Genomic DNA, 17814 nt, shown 5'->3' on the forward strand with positions numbered 1-17814 from the left:
TCAACCTTAAATCGTTTAGTTTTTAAAAACAACAATCTTTACGAAAAGAGCCTTTTATTTAAACCGGTTAAAAAAGTAGTGACTCAAAAGGACCATAAATAATGTTATATGCCGTATAAATGGTAGGACATACTATAAATGTATCTGAGTTTTTATGCAATCTGTATTATCCATATCTGTTTAAGACAAAGGGACAGAATTCTTCGTTTCTGTAGGGATATATGTTAAACTTAACGTAGTTCTGAAACTGTCATTGGGGGAATAGCCGATGGATACCTCTGCTAAAGATGAAATGATTTTTTCGTTTGCTGAATGGTTGAGAGACCAAGGCAAATCAGCTAATACGATCAAAACGTATACTGGTGTCCTTTCACAGTTTTGTGACCAGACACAAAAGATATTGATGGAGATTCATTCTGAAGATGTTCAGGGTTATCTTGATTATTTAGAAAATTGCAAGAAAAGCCCGGGAACAATCGAAAAACACTATATCGCCCTAAATGTCTTCTTTAAATTTTTAGGCAAACCGCAAGTAATGCTTTCTGTGGAACGTAAGGTTAAGGAGCACAAGCTTGAGGTACCTGAAACTTTAAGCATCAATGAGCAGCAGATCCTGTTAAGGGATATAGAAGCAGAAGGGAATCTAAGGAACATTGCCATCGTCTACCTTTTGTTACATACTGGAATTCGTGTTTCTGAATTATGTGACTTAAATGGCCGTGACGTCATTATGGAGACAGAGCGAAATTATATACTTGTCAGGAACGCAAAAGGTGAAATCGATAGATCCGTTCCCCTTACACTATCGGCTATACAACATGTAAAAAATTATCTTTATTCTTTAAAAGAAAAAGCGGATCCGTTATTCATCTCAAGCTATAATCAAAGGATCACTCCGAGGTCAGTTCAATATATATTAAAAAAATACAATGTGCATCCACATAAACTGCGACATACCTTTTGCCAAAGGTTAGTGGATAATGGAATAGATATACAAACGATATCAAAGCTTGCCGGTCATAAAGATTTAAACGTAACGAAGCGTTATCTGAAAGAAGAATCGCTGGATCTGGCAAATGCGATAGATCAAACTTTCACCAAACACTAATCAGGGAAGCGGGTTCTTTCCCTTTTTAGGTTTTAAAACAAACAAATTTCCTTGGAAATGACGAATTTGACGTTTTGTCTTATGTGACGGGGAAGGTTAAAAGAAGAAGGAATATAGTTCGGTCAAAAAGGGGCCGGAAGTATGAAGGGCTAATATGTTAAGATCATATTGATCAATTGTTGAATCAAGAAAGAGGGGATTCCTAGTATAAGGAATCCCCTCTTTCTCTTTCTTTTTCTTTGTTACTTACCTATTTTTTTCTTCTTTTTACCTATTTTCATTATAACTTCATATACTACCGGCACTATTACAAGTGTTAGCAATGTAGAACTCACAAGTCCGCCGATTACGGTAATTCCCAAACCTTGTGAAATTAGTCCACTGCCTTCCGCACCGATTGCCAGAGGTATTAAAGCGCCGATTGTAGCAAGGGCAGTCATCAGGATTGGACGCAGGCGGGTGGACCCTGCCTCGAGTAAGGCTTCCCTGGTAGATAGCCCTGATTCTTCATTCTTGATAACACGGTCCACTAATACGATGGCATTGGTTACGACGATACCAATAAGCATTAGGACACCCATCATTGCTGAAACGCTGATGGTCTCACCTGCAACGAATAGCCCTGCCAATGCCCCGATTACCGTAAATGGTAAGGAGAAGAGAATGGCTATAGGTGCTAAACCGCCATGGAAAGTAACGACTAGGACAAAGTATACGATAGCAACGGCCGCTAACATAGCGATACCAAGTTGAGTGAATGATTCCTGGATATCTTCCGTCACTCCGCCATAGTCAATAGTGACGCTTGCGGGAAGGTCTAATTTATCAACTTCCTTTTGTACCTCAGCTGTCACTGCTGCCACATCATCCGTTTTGATTGTTGCAGACACGTCAGCATAAATTTTTCCGTCGCGGCGGCTGATTGTATCGGAAGCTTTGCCTTCTTCGATTTTCACAAGCTCTTTCAATGGGATTTCCATTCCCATTGGTGAAGTAACTTTCGTATTCTCAAGATCTTTTTTGTCTTTAAAAGTCGTTTCTTCTGTCTCGACATATACTTTGACTTCTTCTCCATCTTTCTTAATCGTAGTTATAGCATCATCTTTATTCGTATTGGCAATGGACATACCAATTTGTGCAGCTGTCAGTCCAAGATCGCTTAGCTTTTCCTGGTCTGCAACTAGTGTATATTGCTCATAAGCATCGGAAAGACTTGTATCAACGTCTTTTAAATCTTTATTTTTCTTCATGATATTTTGAATGTCATCAATTACCGGTTCAATGTCTTTTTGTGAATTTCCATAAACAAATAGAGTGGTTTCGTTGCTTGATGTTGACGTGAATTCTTGTTGTTTCCAAGTTCCAGGTGAATCAAGTTCAGTTAAATCCTTTATGACCGCTTCTTTTTTGTCCCCGAAATTTTCGGTGTCTTTATCATAGAGTACATAGAAGAGGGCCGAGTTACTCGAGCCGCCCATCATGCCGCCCATCATGCTTTCACCAAGTGTGTACTGAACGGTCTCCACATCGTCATTATCCATGAAGTATTTTTCTACTTTTTCTGTTTGTTTTACAATATCCTCTTTTAACTCTCCAGGTGCGGGAGTGTAAGTGACGATAATCGTTTTTTCTTCATCTGCGGGCATGAAGCTGACACCGATGCTTGGGATTAGGAATAAGCTGCCGACCAATAATACAATGGCTGTACCGAAAGTGATCAACTTATGGTTTAAAGACCAATCCAATGCTCTTCGGTAGAATGCAGATAGTTTGCTTGGTTTTTCTTCATGTGATTTTAATTCTTTTTTAGATAGTCCCTTTTTAAATAAAGAGTCTGCCATTGCCGGAACAAGTGTGATGGCAATTATTAATGAAGCGACTAATGCAAACACCATTGTTAAGGCGAATGGCATGAATAGTTCCCCGACAGGTCCTGTAACGCTTGCTAAAGGCAGGTATACGGCTACAGTAACGATTGTCGATGAAAGGATAGGGATGAACATTTCCTTAGTGGCTGATCGTATTAATTCGCCGCCTTTTAATTGTTCGCCTTTTAAAGCCATTCTCCTATAAATATTTTCAATGACGACAATGGAGTCATCGACGACCCGGCCAATGGCAACTGTCATGGCCCCCAGTGTCATGACATTCAATGAAATATCCATTTGTTTGAGCACCAAAAGGGCTGCTAACAGGGATAATGGAATCGAAATGATGGAAATGAGAGTCGTTTTAAAGTTCCTAAGGAACAGCATGATAACAATGACGGCAAACAGACAGCCGAAGAGTGCCTTGCTGATCATGGTTTCAACAGAATCTTTAATCGGTTGGGCTTGATCAAGCGTAGTGTGTACACTTACGCCTTTAAAGTCTTTCTTGAAATTCGTTACTTCTTCGTTTACTTCGTCTACGATTGCAACCGTATCGGCATCAGGCGATCTTGTAACCTGAATCCCGATCGATTCGCTACCGTTTGTTCTTGAAATAGATTCAGCTTTACCGGTGATTTTAACATCGGCAATGTCTGATAATTTGACGTTTGGCAGTTGGGCGGGGCCTGTGGCCATTTCAGGAGATTGATTGGTTTCCGTTCCGTTTTGTGCTGGCGTTCCTGTTTGAGAGCCCCCGGTTAAAGGAATCTTTATATTTTTCAAGTCTTTTAATGTGGAGATGTTTCCATCCACAACAATCGTTTTTTCTTTATCATCAAAGTTATATATGCCAAGCGGCATGTTGACGTTTGCGGCCTGGATAACCTTCTTTACGGTATCTTCATCGAGACCGTATTGAGCCATTTTTTCCTCGTCGAATACAAGGCTGCCTTCATTTACTTGTTGTCCTGAAATTGATACGGATGTCACGCCATCAATTCCTTCAAGTTTAGGCACTAACACCTCTTCAACGTTTTTTGTAAGAGCTGGTAAATCAGAACTCTTATCTGTTACACTGAGTGCGACGACAGGAAAAGCGTTTAATTCTAATTTTGATACGCTTGGGTTATCCACTCCCTCAGGAAGCTCTAATTTCTCTAAAGCTTCTTTCACCTCTTTTACAGCGTCATCCATATCCGTATCATAATCATATTGTAATTGGACGGATGAGGCATTAGCCATGGACGAAGAACTGACTAATTCGACTCCTGGCAAATTTGTTACTTTCTGCTCTATCTGGTTTGTGAGCTTATCTGCTACTTCTTCAGGTGCAGCTCCAGGATATACTGTGGAGATGCTTATTAAAGGAGTCGAGATGCTTGGAATGGTTTCTTGTTTCATGTTTAAACCGGAGTATAAACCAGCTGCAACGATGATGATCGTAAGCAACCAGATTGCCAATTTATTCTTTAATGAAAATTTAATTATTGAATTCAAGCTTGTACCCTCCATACATAAAATTGTGACTAGTCGGTCACAAGCTCAAATATATAGTATATGGATTATGATTGCAACAGATAATATCCGGTAGTGTTAATGTTGTAGTTTCAAGGGTTTTGGGATACAATTTGGAAGAAGTGACTGTTCGGTCACAAACGGACAATTTTAAGGGATAGGATGAATTTGATGAAAGAAAAAAATAAGATGATCATAGATAAGTCTGTAGAGCTTTTCGCGGAGAAAGGCTATCATGCTACTTCCGTTCAGGAAATAGCTGAAAAGTGTGGGATAGCAAAGGGGTCTTTTTATAATCATTTTAAATCGAAGGAAGAATTACTGGTCTCCATTTTTAAATTTTATTATGAAGCGTTGACGGAATCATTGCTTGATCTTGAACTGGATGCTTCATTGTCCAGTAAAGACAAATTCATGAGGCAAATCACTGTCCACATTGAGCATATGACGGGAAATACCAACTTGATTCAAATGATGATGCAGGAACAAATGGTTCATATCAGCAAAGAACTAGATGGATTTTTACATTATATGCATGAAGAGGGCTTGATTTGGTTCAAGCGTAAAATCATTGAGTTATACCCGGGACTTTCTGCTGATCTTTTGCCGGATTGCACCATAATTATGGATTCCCTTTTCAAAGGATATATCGGAATATTGATCAGGAAACAAAATGCTTTCGATGTGGAATTGTTACCTAGCTTCATATTGAACCGGATGGATTCAATCATCGCAAGCCTGCAGAACAATGAAGATCCATTATTGAAACAATTTCCCCTGCCAGGATGCTCGATACGGGATATGAGCCCTAAAGAGGAAATCCATTCGATCATCGTCAGGATGCTGGAAGTGGAAACACGTATGGAAGAGGGAATGGAAATAAACAAGAATACGGAAGCTTTAAAAGCGATCCAGGAAGAGTTTTCAAAAGTTAGGCCAAACCCCATCATCTTGGAAAGCCTTTTGTTGTTTTTGGAAAAAAATGAAAAAAGAAGTCCGTTGGGTTCAAAGCTTATCTTAATGATGAAGGATTATTTGCTGAATATATGAAGGTTTTACCGAAAGGGGCGTATAGCCTCTTTTTTCATTTGTTAATGAGTTTCAAAAGCGTGGTTAGAAAATCTTTCAATTGTCAGCATTAACACCAAATTAGTGTGGGGATTTAATTTGAAGGGAAGGCTTATGTGTTTTTTTTGTATATTCATTCCTTATTTCTGCAATTGTTTCCAAAATAAGATAAAATATATGATGAAATATCATTTTTTTCGGGAGGACCACATATGGTGTACCAGGTCGGAGTGTTAAAGGGCATTTTAGAGCCTTATCGGAGTCGTTATCAACTGCAAAATGCAGAGGCAGTCACAAAGCTTGGATTGAAATTACTATATTTATATTTTCTTAGTCTAATAGTTTTCGCCATCGGGGGATACTTTGGCATTGGTTCAGAATCGTTTTCCAAAGAAATCACGACGATGAGTGCCAATGAATTCGAAGCAGCAAAGTTGCTGATTTTGAGCGGCAATATAGTAACAGGCATACTCACCCCTTCCATATACATATTTTTAGCAGCTCTATTCTTTTGGATCGTCACTGATATCCCATATATAAAATTAGTCATCGTTCAAATGATTCTTTTTGGTTTGCAATTAGTGGAAAAAACATTACTGGTTCCTCTATTCGTTTTAATGGATATAGGAAGCGATGCCAATCCTTTTTCATTTGGGATCATCAGTCAGTATTTTCTCAGAAGTGATTATTTCATTCACTTTTTCAGCGAAATCACCATTTTTCAATTTCTTATTATTGCTCTGCAATATTTTTATTTAAAGGAATTTTCAGACCGGAATAATTATTTGGTCCTTTTAATGATTGTTCTATTCTATCTGGCCACATGGTTTGTTAAAGCCTTTTTAGCATACATCCAAGTAGGCGTATTTGTATAAGGCGGGTGAAAAGAATGAGCGGAAAATGGAAAATAGCAGCGGTCTCGATTGCGTCGATAGTCTTAATAGCCGTTAACATATACCTTCTTGAAAAAAAAGAAAGCAAAGTGGAACGAACTGTTTTCGTTGAAAACTGGACAAAGGTAAAAAAGGATACTATTACGGTTACTATTCAAACAAATGGGGTAATTAAACCTGTAGAAGAGTATGATATCTATTTTGATACCAAGAAAAATGATTTTAAGAAATTCCTTGTAAAAGAAGGCGATGCGATTACGGCTGGCTCTTCGTTGTTTGAGTATGAGACGACCGAACTTGATGCGCTAAAAGCGGATTTAGAAGCGGAAAAAACGGCAGCTGAGGGAGAAATTGCGGGGATTGAAGAATACATAGGCAAGTTGAGGTCATATCAAGGGTCCCTGACCAGTGATTCTGGAATAGCGGCCATTGATGAATCGGTGGAAAAAAACTTGAGTAGTGATTTAACGACAAGCTCGACGGATCTTATTAAAAGTAACATTGAACAAGAAATGTACAAGCAGGAACTGGAAAGAAACAGTTTGGATGAAAAAGTGAAAATGCTTGACGCCAAATTGAGTTCAATTGAGGAGCAGTCCAATGCTATCGTGACGACGAGCGAGGCTGATGGTGTCGTTAAAAATATCAATAAAAACCTGAACAATCCCATCATATCCATTGTTTCTACAAATATGGCAATTGAAGGGGAATTCTCCGAAGAAGAAATGAAAAAGGCTGAAGTGGGCATGACTATAAAAGCAAGTTCCTCTGATTCAAAAAAGGCATTGAAAGGAACGATAGGCCGTATCCATTCCTATCCAGCTGAAGAGCCGTCGTTAAAAAAAGATAACAGATTTCCATTTCAGGCTTTAATCGAACCGGAAGGAGAAGTAACGGAACCTTTGTTGGTGGGATCCAAAGTGGATCTTACTGTAATAACCAATGAGAAAGCCGGTGTACCCTCCGTTCCTGAAGAGGCGGTAAATTACCAAAAACAGCCTTATATTTACAAATTGACCAAAAAAGGATATGTGGATAAACGTTACATTACAAAAGGGCTTAAAGCAGAAGGAAAGCAAGAAATCATAAAGGGACCGTCTGTAGGTGACGTCATCCTGCTAAAGCCTGATGTGGCAGTTAAGAACCATTCTAATTTTATTACTCCGATTCAATTTGAAAAAGTGAAAGTTGCAACTTATAAAAAATTCACCACTAGGGAAAAAGTAAGATATCTGTTACTTGGCCTTTTGGAAAAATAACCATTCCTTCAACAAAAGAGGTGATGTTAAGTTATCCAACAATTATATTAATATAACTCATGAGATTAAAAATCGGGAAGAGTAATTATAGATACAATAGACATTAATACAGAATATTCAGACATGTTTAAAGATTTTTTCTAAAATGGATGCGAATAAATATTTACAGATTATCATTTTTAGTATAATATTTTATTATAAGTTAACTCGCTTAATCTTATTCCAAGAACGGGGGACCCATTTTTGTGGATTTTATCCGCTAGGGGTGAATTCAGAAATGAAAGGGCTTTGTGTTTCCAATTCCTAACCCGACAGCTAACCTCGTCAGCGTCTTTAAGGGAACATGTGTGAATATTCACGCCAATAAGAAATCGACACATGAAGTGTCTTTTTTTTCGGCGTAAAGACAGAGTTTTTCAAAAAAAGAAAAATTACTTTCTTTTATTAGTATCTTGTTTCCCTTACCGAGACAAAAATGTTTTTGCATCAAAGACTTTATGGAAGGTGAGGAAAGTAAATGAAGAAATTCAAATTAAGTTTAGCTAGCCAAATTTTCATTGGTTTAATTTTAGGGATTATCGTTGGTGCCATTTTTTATGGTAATGAGACGGCCCAAAACTTTTTACAGCCATTCGGGGACATTTTCCTACGAATGATTAAAATGATTGTAGTGCCGATCATCGTTTCAAGCCTTATCGTTGCAGTTGCCGGTGTAGGTGATTTGAAAGCGGTAGGTAAACTTGGTGCTAAATCATTATCATACTTTGTTGTAGTAACAATGATAGCGATTGCTGTTGGTCTAGTTTCCGCGAATATTATCCAGCCTGGTGCTGGTGTAAATATGAACAATCTAGAACAAACTGATATTTCTACCTATGTTGATACAGCAGAAACTAAGCAGCATGAATCTTTTGTAGATACAATTGTTCACATTGTACCATCCAATCCAATTAAAGCTATGGTAGAAGGCGATATGCTAGCGATCATTTTCTTCTCTGTTTTGTTTGGACTTAGTATTGCGGCTATCGGTGAAAAAGGTAAACCTGTATTCCGTTTCTTCCAAGGTGCAGCAGAAGGAATGTTCTACTTAACTAATATGGTCATGAAATTTGCTCCTATCGGGGTATTTGCACTAATCGGTGTGACCATTTCCAAGTTCGGTTTGGAATCTTTAATTCCGCTAGGAAAGTTAGCGCTTTCTGTATACGGAACAATGATTTTCTTTGTAATTGTCATTCTGGGTCTTATTGCAAAATTTGTAGGGTTCAATATCTTTACATTGATTAAGCTTCTAAAAGAAGAATTGATTCTTGCGTTCTCGACAGCAAGTTCAGAGGCAGTTCTTCCGAGAATCATGGAAAAGATGGAGAAAGCGGGATGTCCGAAACATATTGCTACGTTTGTTATTCCGACAGGATACTCTTTTAACCTTGATGGTTCTACATTATATCAAGCGTTAGCAGCTATCTTCATCGCTCAAATGTATGGAATTGATTTAAGCGCTTATGAACAAATTACACTAATGTTAGTGTTAATGATCACATCTAAGGGGATTGCAGGTGTACCTGGTGTATCTTTCGTAGTTCTTTTAGCGACATTAGGAACAGTTGGTATTCCAATTGAAGGTTTAGCATTTATTGCTGGTATTGACCGTATTCTTGATATGGGCCGTACAGTAGTAAACGTTATTGGTAATTCACTTGCGGCAATCGTTATCTCAAAATGGGAAGGTCAATTCAACCCTCCTTCCAAAAAAGAATTAGAGCAAGTTTCTTAATATAAAAATCCAGAGTGAAATGTCACTCTGGATTTTTTTTTTTTTTTTTGAAATAAAATGCGCTTTCTCTTCTATATTTTGAAATCCTTTTTATATAGTGCGAGTGTGGTTCTTCCTGTACCGCATCCGATATCAAGGATTGCATCATCCTGATATAAATATTTTTCAAAAGGCAAATTTCTCTGATTGCCATAGACCTGATCTTTTAGTTGCTCCAAGGGAAGCTGCACCATGCAAAGGATGAAAGATGAAAGCTTTTTTAACTTTACCCAGGATCAATTCCTCCAATTCGGAATTTTTCACTATAATATGGATTTTGTGTATCGCATTCTATACACGGTGCTGATGATGATTGATGTTGGGTGGTATATAACTTATGTGAAAACCCAAAAGTTTGATAAAATAACATTATTGATTGAGAGCTCGGAGGGGGTCAGGTTATGAAGAATGATAGCAATGATATCTTATATATGTATATGCAGGCTTCCGAACGGTTTGTCCTTTTTAATGGACTAAATTTTCGTGAATTCGTCTATTCGCTTCCATATACCTTGGATTCGATCTTATTATTGAAACATCAATTCGATGGTGGGGAATACAATTTGAATGTCCTGCTTAAGAGCGCTTCATCTAAGGATATTGCGAAGCTCGGTAAAGAAAATGTTCGGGCATATGGAGATTTCTGTTGGGTCGATTTTGAAGAGGCGGAAGGGCTGGATGAATTGGATGGAAGGGAAATAGCGGAACTTTTATATTTAGGACACGCTAAAACCCATCTGAGTCCCCCGTTTTTCCGTAAATTGAATAATCAATTTGTGTACCTTGCCCAGGATGATGGCTGGTTCAATAAAATTTATTTTCGTTCTCTTTCGACATATTATATGATGTTAGGAAGACTGATTCCGCTAAAGCTGGAGCCATTAAAAGTAGAGAGGACGTGGCTTGGAATCAGAAAGAAAAAAGAGCTGACGGCGATTCCAGCAGAAATCATTTCTTCCTTGGCTCATATTCTGGGAGAGGGGCTCGCTTTTTCCTTTCGGGATGTTAAGTATACAAGAACGAAAATTGAGATACCTGCATGGGTCGTAGGGGATTATTTAAACATGGATGAGATGCATGACGACTTTTCGGATAGAGTTATTTATGAGCCCGATGCCTTTATTATCTTCAATCGAAAAGAAAAAGTATGGGAAAGCGTTATTAAAAACACATCATCCTCCTGATTATCCCAACTTCCAAGGTTAGTGGATGGATTATTTGACATCCTCAAATTTTTTTGGTGTAAGACTTACCATCTCATGCATAAAAGATAAGAGGGCGGCTCACAGGACGTGGCGGTATTATTCTGTGTTCTAATGATGGTAATGATTGGAATGTATCTAATGATAGAAGTTTTGCTTTACCCCGCATTAACAGGCTGGGAAGCGGATGGCAAATGTAATGAAAAAGAAATGTGGTGGGCCAACAGCCTGTAAAAGCCCGGTTGGCTTAACTAACCATCATTGGAAAAGCCTCAATGACGGAAGTTTCGCTTTATCCGTTTTAGTGTAAAGTGATACAATGAACATGGTTAAAAGAATATTGGAGGGTAATAACTCATGAAAACTAAACTTGGTTTGCTTTATGGTGGAAAATCTGCGGAGCATGAGGTTTCTATGCAGACGGCTTTAGCTGTCATTAAAGCTCTCGATTTAGCAAAGTTTGATATATATCCGATTTACATAACAAAAGAGGGTTCATGGATTAATGGACCAAAGTTAACAGGGCCTGCTGAGAATGTGGAGGCTTTGACATTTTTACCGGAAAAATCGAGCTCACCTCTTGCCTTGCAGGCACATTCAACTGATGAAAATAGTGAATCAACAGGGTATGACGTAATTTTCCCATTGCTTCACGGACCAAATGGAGAAGATGGGACCGTACAGGGGATGCTGGAACTATTGAACCTTCCTTATGTAGGAAATGGCGTATTAGCTTCATCAGCAGGAATGGATAAGGTCATCATGAAAAACATTTTTGCCCAGGCGGGACTTCCGCAAGTGAAATACACTTGGTTCATTCGTTCCGAATGGGAGAAGGATACTGAAAGTGCCATTAAAAAGGTTGCGGAGGAATTGGGGTACCCTTGTTTTGTCAAACCTGCCAATTTAGGCTCAAGTGTCGGTATCAGCAAATGTAATGATGCTGATGAACTGGAAAAAGCGGTAGCGGAAGCTTTTCAATTCGACCGGAAGATCATCATAGAAGAAGGGGTCATTGCTCGTGAACTAGAGTTTGGTATTCTCGGTAATGATGAACCGTCTTGTTCAGTGGCAGGCGAAATCATCCCTAAGAAGGATTTTAGCTTCTATGATTATTCAGCAAAATATGTAGACGGTAATTCAGCGATGGTCATTCCAGCGGAGATATCGGAAAACGAGTATGCAACTTTATCCGAAATGGCCATTACTGCCTTTAAGTCATTGGATTGCTCTGGATTGGTTCGCGCTGATTTCTTCTTAACGAATGAGGGGCAAATCTATATTAATGAAGTGAATACAATGCCTGGGTTTACTCCATTTAGCATGTTTCCGTTATTGTGGAAGCACACAGGTGTCGACTATCCAGCGCTAATTGAAAAACTAGTGAAACTTGCTTTGGAACGTCATCAGGAAAAACAACAAATCAAATATACAGTTTGATCATGCAAGTAATGTAGCAGTAAACTTCACAATCCATCAATGTTGATTTGATGGATTCCAACCAGCAGGAACCGGTGCGATTTTAAACTGGTTTCTGCTTCGTTTGGTTATTGGAAGTAGAGAGCGATTAACGGTTCGATGAATGTAGGAGGAACAAAATGATAAAGAGAACGTTAAAACAAGTACATGAGATGGCAGACGGTTTGAATGATATCAGTCCATTCCAGTCCAAAGGAATTAATGGGGTTACCATCGATTCCAGAACAGTTAAGGAAGGATGTTTGTTCATACCGCTTAAGGGTGGGCAGGTTGACGGACATCAGTATGTCAAGCAAGCATTGGCGCAAGGAGCTGCTGCTTCTTTTTGGCAAAGGGATGTTCCGAATCCTCCTAATGATTTACCGATAATCATTGTGGAAAATACCGAGAAAGCACTTCAGCAATTGGCGCGTTCTTACCGTCAGCAGTTGAATATAAAAGTCATTGGGATAACAGGAAGCAACGGTAAGACGACAACGAAAGATATGACGGCTGCGTTGCTGGCCACTACCTATAAAGTTCATAAAACCAGTGGAAACTTCAATAATCACTTAGGTTTACCACTAACGGTGCTTTCTATGGAAGAGGATACTGAAGCAGCTGTTTTGGAAATGGGAATGAGCAGCCGCGGTGAAATTGAGTTTTTATCCAAAATGGCAAAGCCTGATGTAGCGATCATTACCAATATCGGTGAATCACACTTATTGGATTTAGGATCACGCGAGGAAATCGCAAATGCAAAATTGGAAATTGTCGAAGGTTTGGCGAAAGATGGGAAGCTGATCTATCATGGCGATGAACCATTGCTTCGCAATCGGATCAAAAGAGATTTTCCTGATTTAAATGTAATATCTTTTGGACGTACGGAACAAAATGATTTATATCCACAGACCATAAGCCAAGGGGCAGACCGTACCGCGTTTACAATCGCAAGCGGTGAAAAGGAGTTAGATTATGAGATACCCGTATTAGGCAATCATAATGTTCTTAATGCGCTGGCTGCCATCTTGGTTGCTAAAGAATTCAATGTGGATGATTCAGCGATCCGTAAAGGTCTGTCAACCATTCAATTAACTAATATGAGGATGGAATTGGTCGAAGGCGCAAAAGGGCAGAAGATCATCAATGATGCATATAATGCCAGTCCAACTTCAGTTAAGGCAGCAGTGGAATTGGTTGAGGGATTATCTGGATTCGAGAAAAAGATCCTTGTATTGGGAGATATGTTGGAGTTAGGGCCACAGGAAAAAGACTTTCATTTGAAAATCGGTGAATTGATTTCCAATGAACGGATCGATAAGATCTTCACGTTTGGTCCTTTAGCCGAGTTTATTGCCAAGGGAGCGAGCAAGTCTTTTTCATCGGAGCAGGTTCGTCCTTTTCAGGATAAACAGGAGCTTATAGAGGAACTTAAGTCTTCTACACAGGAAAATGACATCATTCTCGTTAAAGCATCCAGGGGCATGAAACTGGAGGAAGTCGTTCAAGCCTTACAAAAATAAAAAAGCGTAGAAAGGGCCGTTGAAAACGGCCTTTTTTTATCGTACTTAAAAAAGAGTCCCTGCAATAATGCAGATGTCATCGTTAATCACCGAATGCCTCATCCTTGAGATCACAAGCTCCTGAAGAAGCTTATTTGTATCGAGATGGACATTTTCAATGAACTCCCTCTTGATATTGTCAGACCGGTCAAAGGCGGAAGGATTGGGCGTTTTAGAGAGTCCATCTGTATAGATGATGAAACGGCTTCCTGGTTCATAATGAAAGACTATTTTTTTAATGGGCAATTCGGGAATCAGTCCGCTTGGGGTGTCCCCTTCGTTTAATGTGAGAATTTGGTTGGTGCTTGGGGAATACAAGAAGGCTGAAGTAAATCCGTAGTTCACATATTCGATGAGACGATCCTTTGTATTCACATATGCTATGAAAGCTGTAAAGCGAGCAAGGTTTTTGTTATCCCGATTAATTCCTTGAAATAGGTTCCGCATATGTTTGTCCAGTTCCTCTGTTATGAAAATGGGATCTTTTACACGTTTGAATAGATCGGGCATCAAAGTCCGTATGGACATGTTAATAAGTGCTGTATGGATGCCCTTTCCGAATACATCGATCATTATGAAGCCGTATATCCTGTCATCAACCTCCGTCCAGTAAAATAAATCCCCTGAAAGTTCACTCGAAGGCAGGGAAAGACCTTTGACCTCTATATCTTCATTATTGATCGACAAAGGTAAATTTGAAAGCTGTATGCCCTTTGCAATTCGCAGGCTCCTTGCTGATTTTTGGTGTATCTTTTCAAGCTCCTGCCCCTTCATCTTTGCCGAAAACAGTTGCATGCTGATGTTTTTGAGTGAATTTAATTTAATCCTGACTTCTGCTGAATCGGCAGGAACAGCCATGGTTTCATAAAAGGTCTTTTCTGGTAATGCCGGAGGTGCCTCCATTCCTAAAGCGCGTTTGTAAATGAATAAGATAGGGATTTCGTGAGATTCAGCTAAGGCAAACAAAGAAGTTTCCTGCCAAGAATCTTTTGATATGTGTAAAGGTAAAATAAATAATGATTTCATTAAGGTCCGTTGAATCCTTGAATAGATGACTTTGATTGAGTGGATCCTCCAAAAAGGTGACGTTCTTGTTCATTTTCTTTAAGATTCGACCAAAATCCTTACATAAAGGAACATCTATTGTGAAAATATTCATATAACCCCCCGTTGTTTTGTTGATAGGTCAATCATACTGCATTTAGACTTATTTACTATAATTTTCGAGCGAAAAGATGGAATTTTCAAAAAGTAAATGATTCCATATACCTGGAAATTTAAAAGCGGATTCATAATAAGTCCTTTCTTTTTCCAACGGGGGACCGTGGATGGTAGCCATTCATTCGAACTGATCCTTCCTGAAAAAAGGTTTATTGAAACTATTTGATTTAAACACATATCATGTAAATAAATAGATGTTCGTTTTTGCAAAACATTTAAATGGATACAGTAAGTGGTCTAAATGGTCTCATCATAGAAAAGGACTAGGTCACTGAATTCCTCCTGAACTGGAACAGATTCTCCTTTAAAAAACGTTCCAGTCGGTTCAGGAATCTCGCTTTCTTCCGAATTTGTCTGCAGTCTGAATCCACATCGCATGAATGGATTTAGTAACTAAGGTAACTCTATTGATGAACAAATCAGGTTGCACGATTATCAGGTGGGACTATCCAATTTCCTCGTTTTTGAAACGATCTAAAGTTTTTAGTAACTCTGAATGGGGCGATATCCTTTATTGCATTAACAGTTTGAAAATGGTAATATGAGTATGAGTTTAAATGTCTTATCATTGATGATTATTTAAATTAATCAGGTTGAGGCAACAAAATTGTATGTTCTTACATGTTTCATGAGTTCATTCTTGAGATTATTTTAGATTAAATAGGCCGCGCGTCTGGTCATATATAAAAGCTGCATCTCTTGGCGGCTTTAGTAGCTATTAGGGAATCAAGCCGCATTATAGCGCTTTTCCACTTCTGCAAATCCTCAACGCACCGGGCCTGTTTTGTATAAGAATCTTGGCTCTCGTCAAGTTTTGTTCATACAGCCTTTTTAAGTCTGATGAATAATAGGTGCAGCAGCCCTCACCTGAATAAAACGGTCAAACACCCGTTTATGCTACTTTTAATTTTCCATATTGAATTTAATTTTGGTTACATGTACTTTTAAAAAGATGAGCGTATGTTAATGATAAGTCTACACGTGCGCGAAAATTAAAAATGCCGGTGAATGTTCGTACTGGTATATTTCCTTTTTAAAAAATCATATTGAGTTCATTTGAACTAAAAGGCAGATACTTTTAGGTGATAATGATAAACTTTTTAGATAAAGTAGAACATCCGTCATGATGATGAGGATTTGAACTAAACATCTGTGCATGATATGCACGTGTAAATTTACGATATAAAAAGGAGTACGAAAACATTGACATTGTTTAGCGAATTAGGTTTAGATAGAACGTCCATGAAATCAATAGAAAAAATGGGATTTGAAGAAGCGAGCCCGATTCAATCCCAAACGATACCTCTAGCACTTGAAGGTAAAGATATCATTGGTCAAGCGCAAACAGGAACAGGAAAAACGGCGGCATTCGGTATTCCATTGATGGAAAACATCGATATTACTAACGAAAACGTGCAAGGGATTGTCATTGCACCTACACGTGAGCTAGCGATTCAAGTTTCTGAGGAACTTTTCAAGCTTGGTTACGGAAAACGCGCTCGTGTACTTGCGGTTTATGGTGGACAAGATATCGACCGTCAGATCCGTGCTTTAAAGAAAAAACCACATATTATCGTTGGTACGCCTGGTCGTCTTTTAGACCATATCAAACGTAAAAATATTAAATTAGGCGGAGTTCACACTGTAGTTCTTGATGAAGCGGATGAAATGCTTAACATGGGATTCATTGAGGATATCGAATCGATCCTTTCAACGGTTCCTGATGAAAGACAAACATTGCTTTTCTCAGCTACAATGCCTGATCCGATCCGTAAAATTGCTGAAAGATTCATGCAGGAACCCGTTCTTGTCCGTGTAAAAGCAAAAGAAATGACAGTGGATCGTATCGAACAATATTACTTGGAGTTAAAAGAAAGTGAAAAATTCGATACACTTGCACGCCTTTTCGATATTCAAACACCGGACCTTGCTATCGTCTTCGGACGTACGAAACGCCGTGTAGATGAATTGGCATCTGCATTGAATATCCGCGGTTATATGGCTGAAGGCATTCATGGTGACCTTAGTCAGGCAAAACGCCTTTCTGTATTGAAAAAGTTTAAAGACCGCAGCATCGATGTACTTGTTGCTACTGATGTGGCTGCACGTGGACTTGATATTTCCGGCGTTACTCACGTATACAACTTTGATATCCCACAAGATCCGGAAAGCTATGTTCACCGTATTGGACGTACAGGACGTGCGGGTAAACATGGTATTGCCATTACGTTTGTAACACCAAGAGAAAGAGGACAACTGCATGCGGTTGAGCATACAACGAAAAAACGTATGGTGAAACTTAAGACTCCTACGTTAACTGAAGCGTTGGAAGGTCAACAAAAAGCAGTAACGGAAAAAATCCTTAATACAATCGAGAATGATGATTTAACATTATACCTTGGTCAAGCGGAAGAATTATTACAAAAACATAGCGCAGCGGACTTAGTTGCAGCTATGCTGAAATCAATGACAAAAGAACCGGATCAAACGCCTATCAAGCTAACGGAAGAATCTCCATCTCCAATGCGTCGCAACCGCGGTGGCAGCAGTTCTTCTGGTAACAGACAGCGCAATGGCCGCAGTTCTTCAGGTAGAAAAGATTACGGTAGCGGATCAAGCAAACGCCCGGGCGCAAACCGTAAATCGAATGGTTACGGAAATCGCAGCACGAGCCAAAAAAGAGAAAAAACAAATAAGATTTAATTGAATTGGAAATGCCGCTCATTTGAGCGGCATTTTTTTGTGTGCATTTCCATAATTCATATGGTATCTGAATGGCTGGTTGGATGGACTGCTCAAAGCCATTGTTTGAAAAGGGGTTAATTTCCAGCATTTAATTAT

General features: G+C 38.9%; 11 protein-coding genes and 1 riboswitch. Of the genes, 9 read left to right on the top strand and 2 right to left on the bottom strand.

What is annotated here, in order from left to right:
• The first annotated feature begins 268 nt into the window (after positions 1-268).
• Positions 269-1108, top strand: a complete 840-nt coding sequence (locus ACFVSH_RS09770; protein WP_260288924.1) for a tyrosine-type recombinase/integrase — start codon at positions 269-271, stop codon at positions 1106-1108.
• A 242-nt stretch (positions 1109-1350) separates the two neighbouring features.
• Here the strand turns inward: ACFVSH_RS09770 and ACFVSH_RS09775 are convergent, their stop codons facing one another.
• Positions 1351-4476, bottom strand: coding sequence for an efflux RND transporter permease subunit (locus ACFVSH_RS09775; protein ID WP_387705779.1), 3126 nt, complete (start codon positions 4474-4476; stop codon positions 1351-1353).
• Between the two features lie 189 nt (positions 4477-4665).
• On the opposite strand from ACFVSH_RS09775, the gene ACFVSH_RS09780 reads away from it, so the two are divergent.
• The 7 genes from ACFVSH_RS09780 (at position 4666) to ACFVSH_RS09810 (ending at position 13713) form a co-directional block, all read left to right on the top strand.
• Positions 4666-5544: a TetR/AcrR family transcriptional regulator gene (locus tag ACFVSH_RS09780; RefSeq protein WP_387705781.1), complete on the top strand. Its 879-nt coding sequence runs from the start codon at positions 4666-4668 to the stop codon at positions 5542-5544.
• A gap of 230 nt (positions 5545-5774) precedes the next feature.
• Positions 5775-6437, top strand: coding sequence for a hypothetical protein (locus ACFVSH_RS09785; RefSeq protein ID WP_387604962.1), 663 nt, complete (start codon positions 5775-5777; stop codon positions 6435-6437).
• A 14-nt stretch (positions 6438-6451) separates the two neighbouring features.
• On the top strand, positions 6452-7714 hold the full coding sequence (locus ACFVSH_RS09790; protein WP_387604961.1) for an efflux RND transporter periplasmic adaptor subunit: 1263 nt from the start codon (positions 6452-6454) through the stop codon (positions 7712-7714).
• Between the two features lie 198 nt (positions 7715-7912).
• Positions 7913-8059, top strand: a riboswitch (cyclic di-AMP (ydaO/yuaA leader).
• Between the two features lie 172 nt (positions 8060-8231).
• On the top strand, positions 8232-9491 hold the full coding sequence (locus ACFVSH_RS09795; RefSeq protein WP_387604960.1) for a cation:dicarboxylate symporter family transporter: 1260 nt from the start codon (positions 8232-8234) through the stop codon (positions 9489-9491).
• Positions 9492-9931: 440 nt separating this feature from the next.
• Positions 9932-10714 (top strand): hypothetical protein, encoded by a 783-nt coding sequence (locus ACFVSH_RS09800; RefSeq protein WP_387604959.1) that lies wholly within the window; start codon positions 9932-9934, stop codon positions 10712-10714.
• Positions 10715-11089: 375 nt separating this feature from the next.
• A complete protein-coding gene (locus ACFVSH_RS09805) occupies positions 11090-12172 on the top strand; it encodes a D-alanine--D-alanine ligase (protein ID WP_387604958.1) in 1083 nt (360 codons plus the stop codon).
• A gap of 158 nt (positions 12173-12330) precedes the next feature.
• Complete coding sequence (locus tag ACFVSH_RS09810) at positions 12331-13713, top strand: UDP-N-acetylmuramoyl-tripeptide--D-alanyl-D-alanine ligase (protein WP_387705783.1); 1383 nt, start codon at positions 12331-12333, stop codon at positions 13711-13713.
• Between the two features lie 45 nt (positions 13714-13758).
• Here ACFVSH_RS09810 and ACFVSH_RS09815 read toward each other — a convergent pair whose 3' ends face one another.
• Positions 13759-14718, bottom strand: a complete 960-nt coding sequence (locus ACFVSH_RS09815) for a PP2C family protein-serine/threonine phosphatase (protein ID WP_387705785.1) — start codon at positions 14716-14718, stop codon at positions 13759-13761.
• A gap of 1458 nt (positions 14719-16176) precedes the next feature.
• Between ACFVSH_RS09815 and cshA the strand changes: the two genes are divergently transcribed.
• The gene (gene cshA / locus ACFVSH_RS09820; RefSeq protein WP_387604955.1) at positions 16177-17676 is read left to right on the top strand and encodes a degradosome RNA helicase CshA; all 1500 of its coding nucleotides are present in this window, start codon (positions 16177-16179) and stop codon (positions 17674-17676) included.
• Positions 17677-17814: the final 138 nt, after the last annotated feature.

Origin of the sequence: Peribacillus sp. NPDC058002, assembly GCF_042886655.1 — a bacterium.
GTDB lineage: Bacteria > Bacillota > Bacilli > Bacillales > DSM-1321 > Peribacillus > Peribacillus aracenensis.

Bases quoted from the DNA above. Each gene is read 5' to 3' on its own strand.
- ACFVSH_RS09770 (WP_260288924.1), top strand. From the start codon at position 269: ATGGATACCTCTGCTAAAGATGAAATGATTTTTTCGTTTGCTGAATGG.
- ACFVSH_RS09780 (WP_387705781.1), top strand. From the start codon at position 4,666: ATGAAAGAAAAAAATAAGATGATCATAGATAAGTCTGTAGAGCTTTTC.
- ACFVSH_RS09785 (WP_387604962.1), top strand. From the start codon at position 5,775: ATGGTGTACCAGGTCGGAGTGTTAAAGGGCATTTTAGAGCCTTATCGG.
- ACFVSH_RS09790 (WP_387604961.1), top strand. From the start codon at position 6,452: ATGAGCGGAAAATGGAAAATAGCAGCGGTCTCGATTGCGTCGATAGTC.
- ACFVSH_RS09795 (WP_387604960.1), top strand. From the start codon at position 8,232: ATGAAGAAATTCAAATTAAGTTTAGCTAGCCAAATTTTCATTGGTTTA.
- ACFVSH_RS09800 (WP_387604959.1), top strand. From the start codon at position 9,932: ATGAAGAATGATAGCAATGATATCTTATATATGTATATGCAGGCTTCC.
- ACFVSH_RS09805 (WP_387604958.1), top strand. From the start codon at position 11,090: ATGAAAACTAAACTTGGTTTGCTTTATGGTGGAAAATCTGCGGAGCAT.
- ACFVSH_RS09810 (WP_387705783.1), top strand. From the start codon at position 12,331: ATGATAAAGAGAACGTTAAAACAAGTACATGAGATGGCAGACGGTTTG.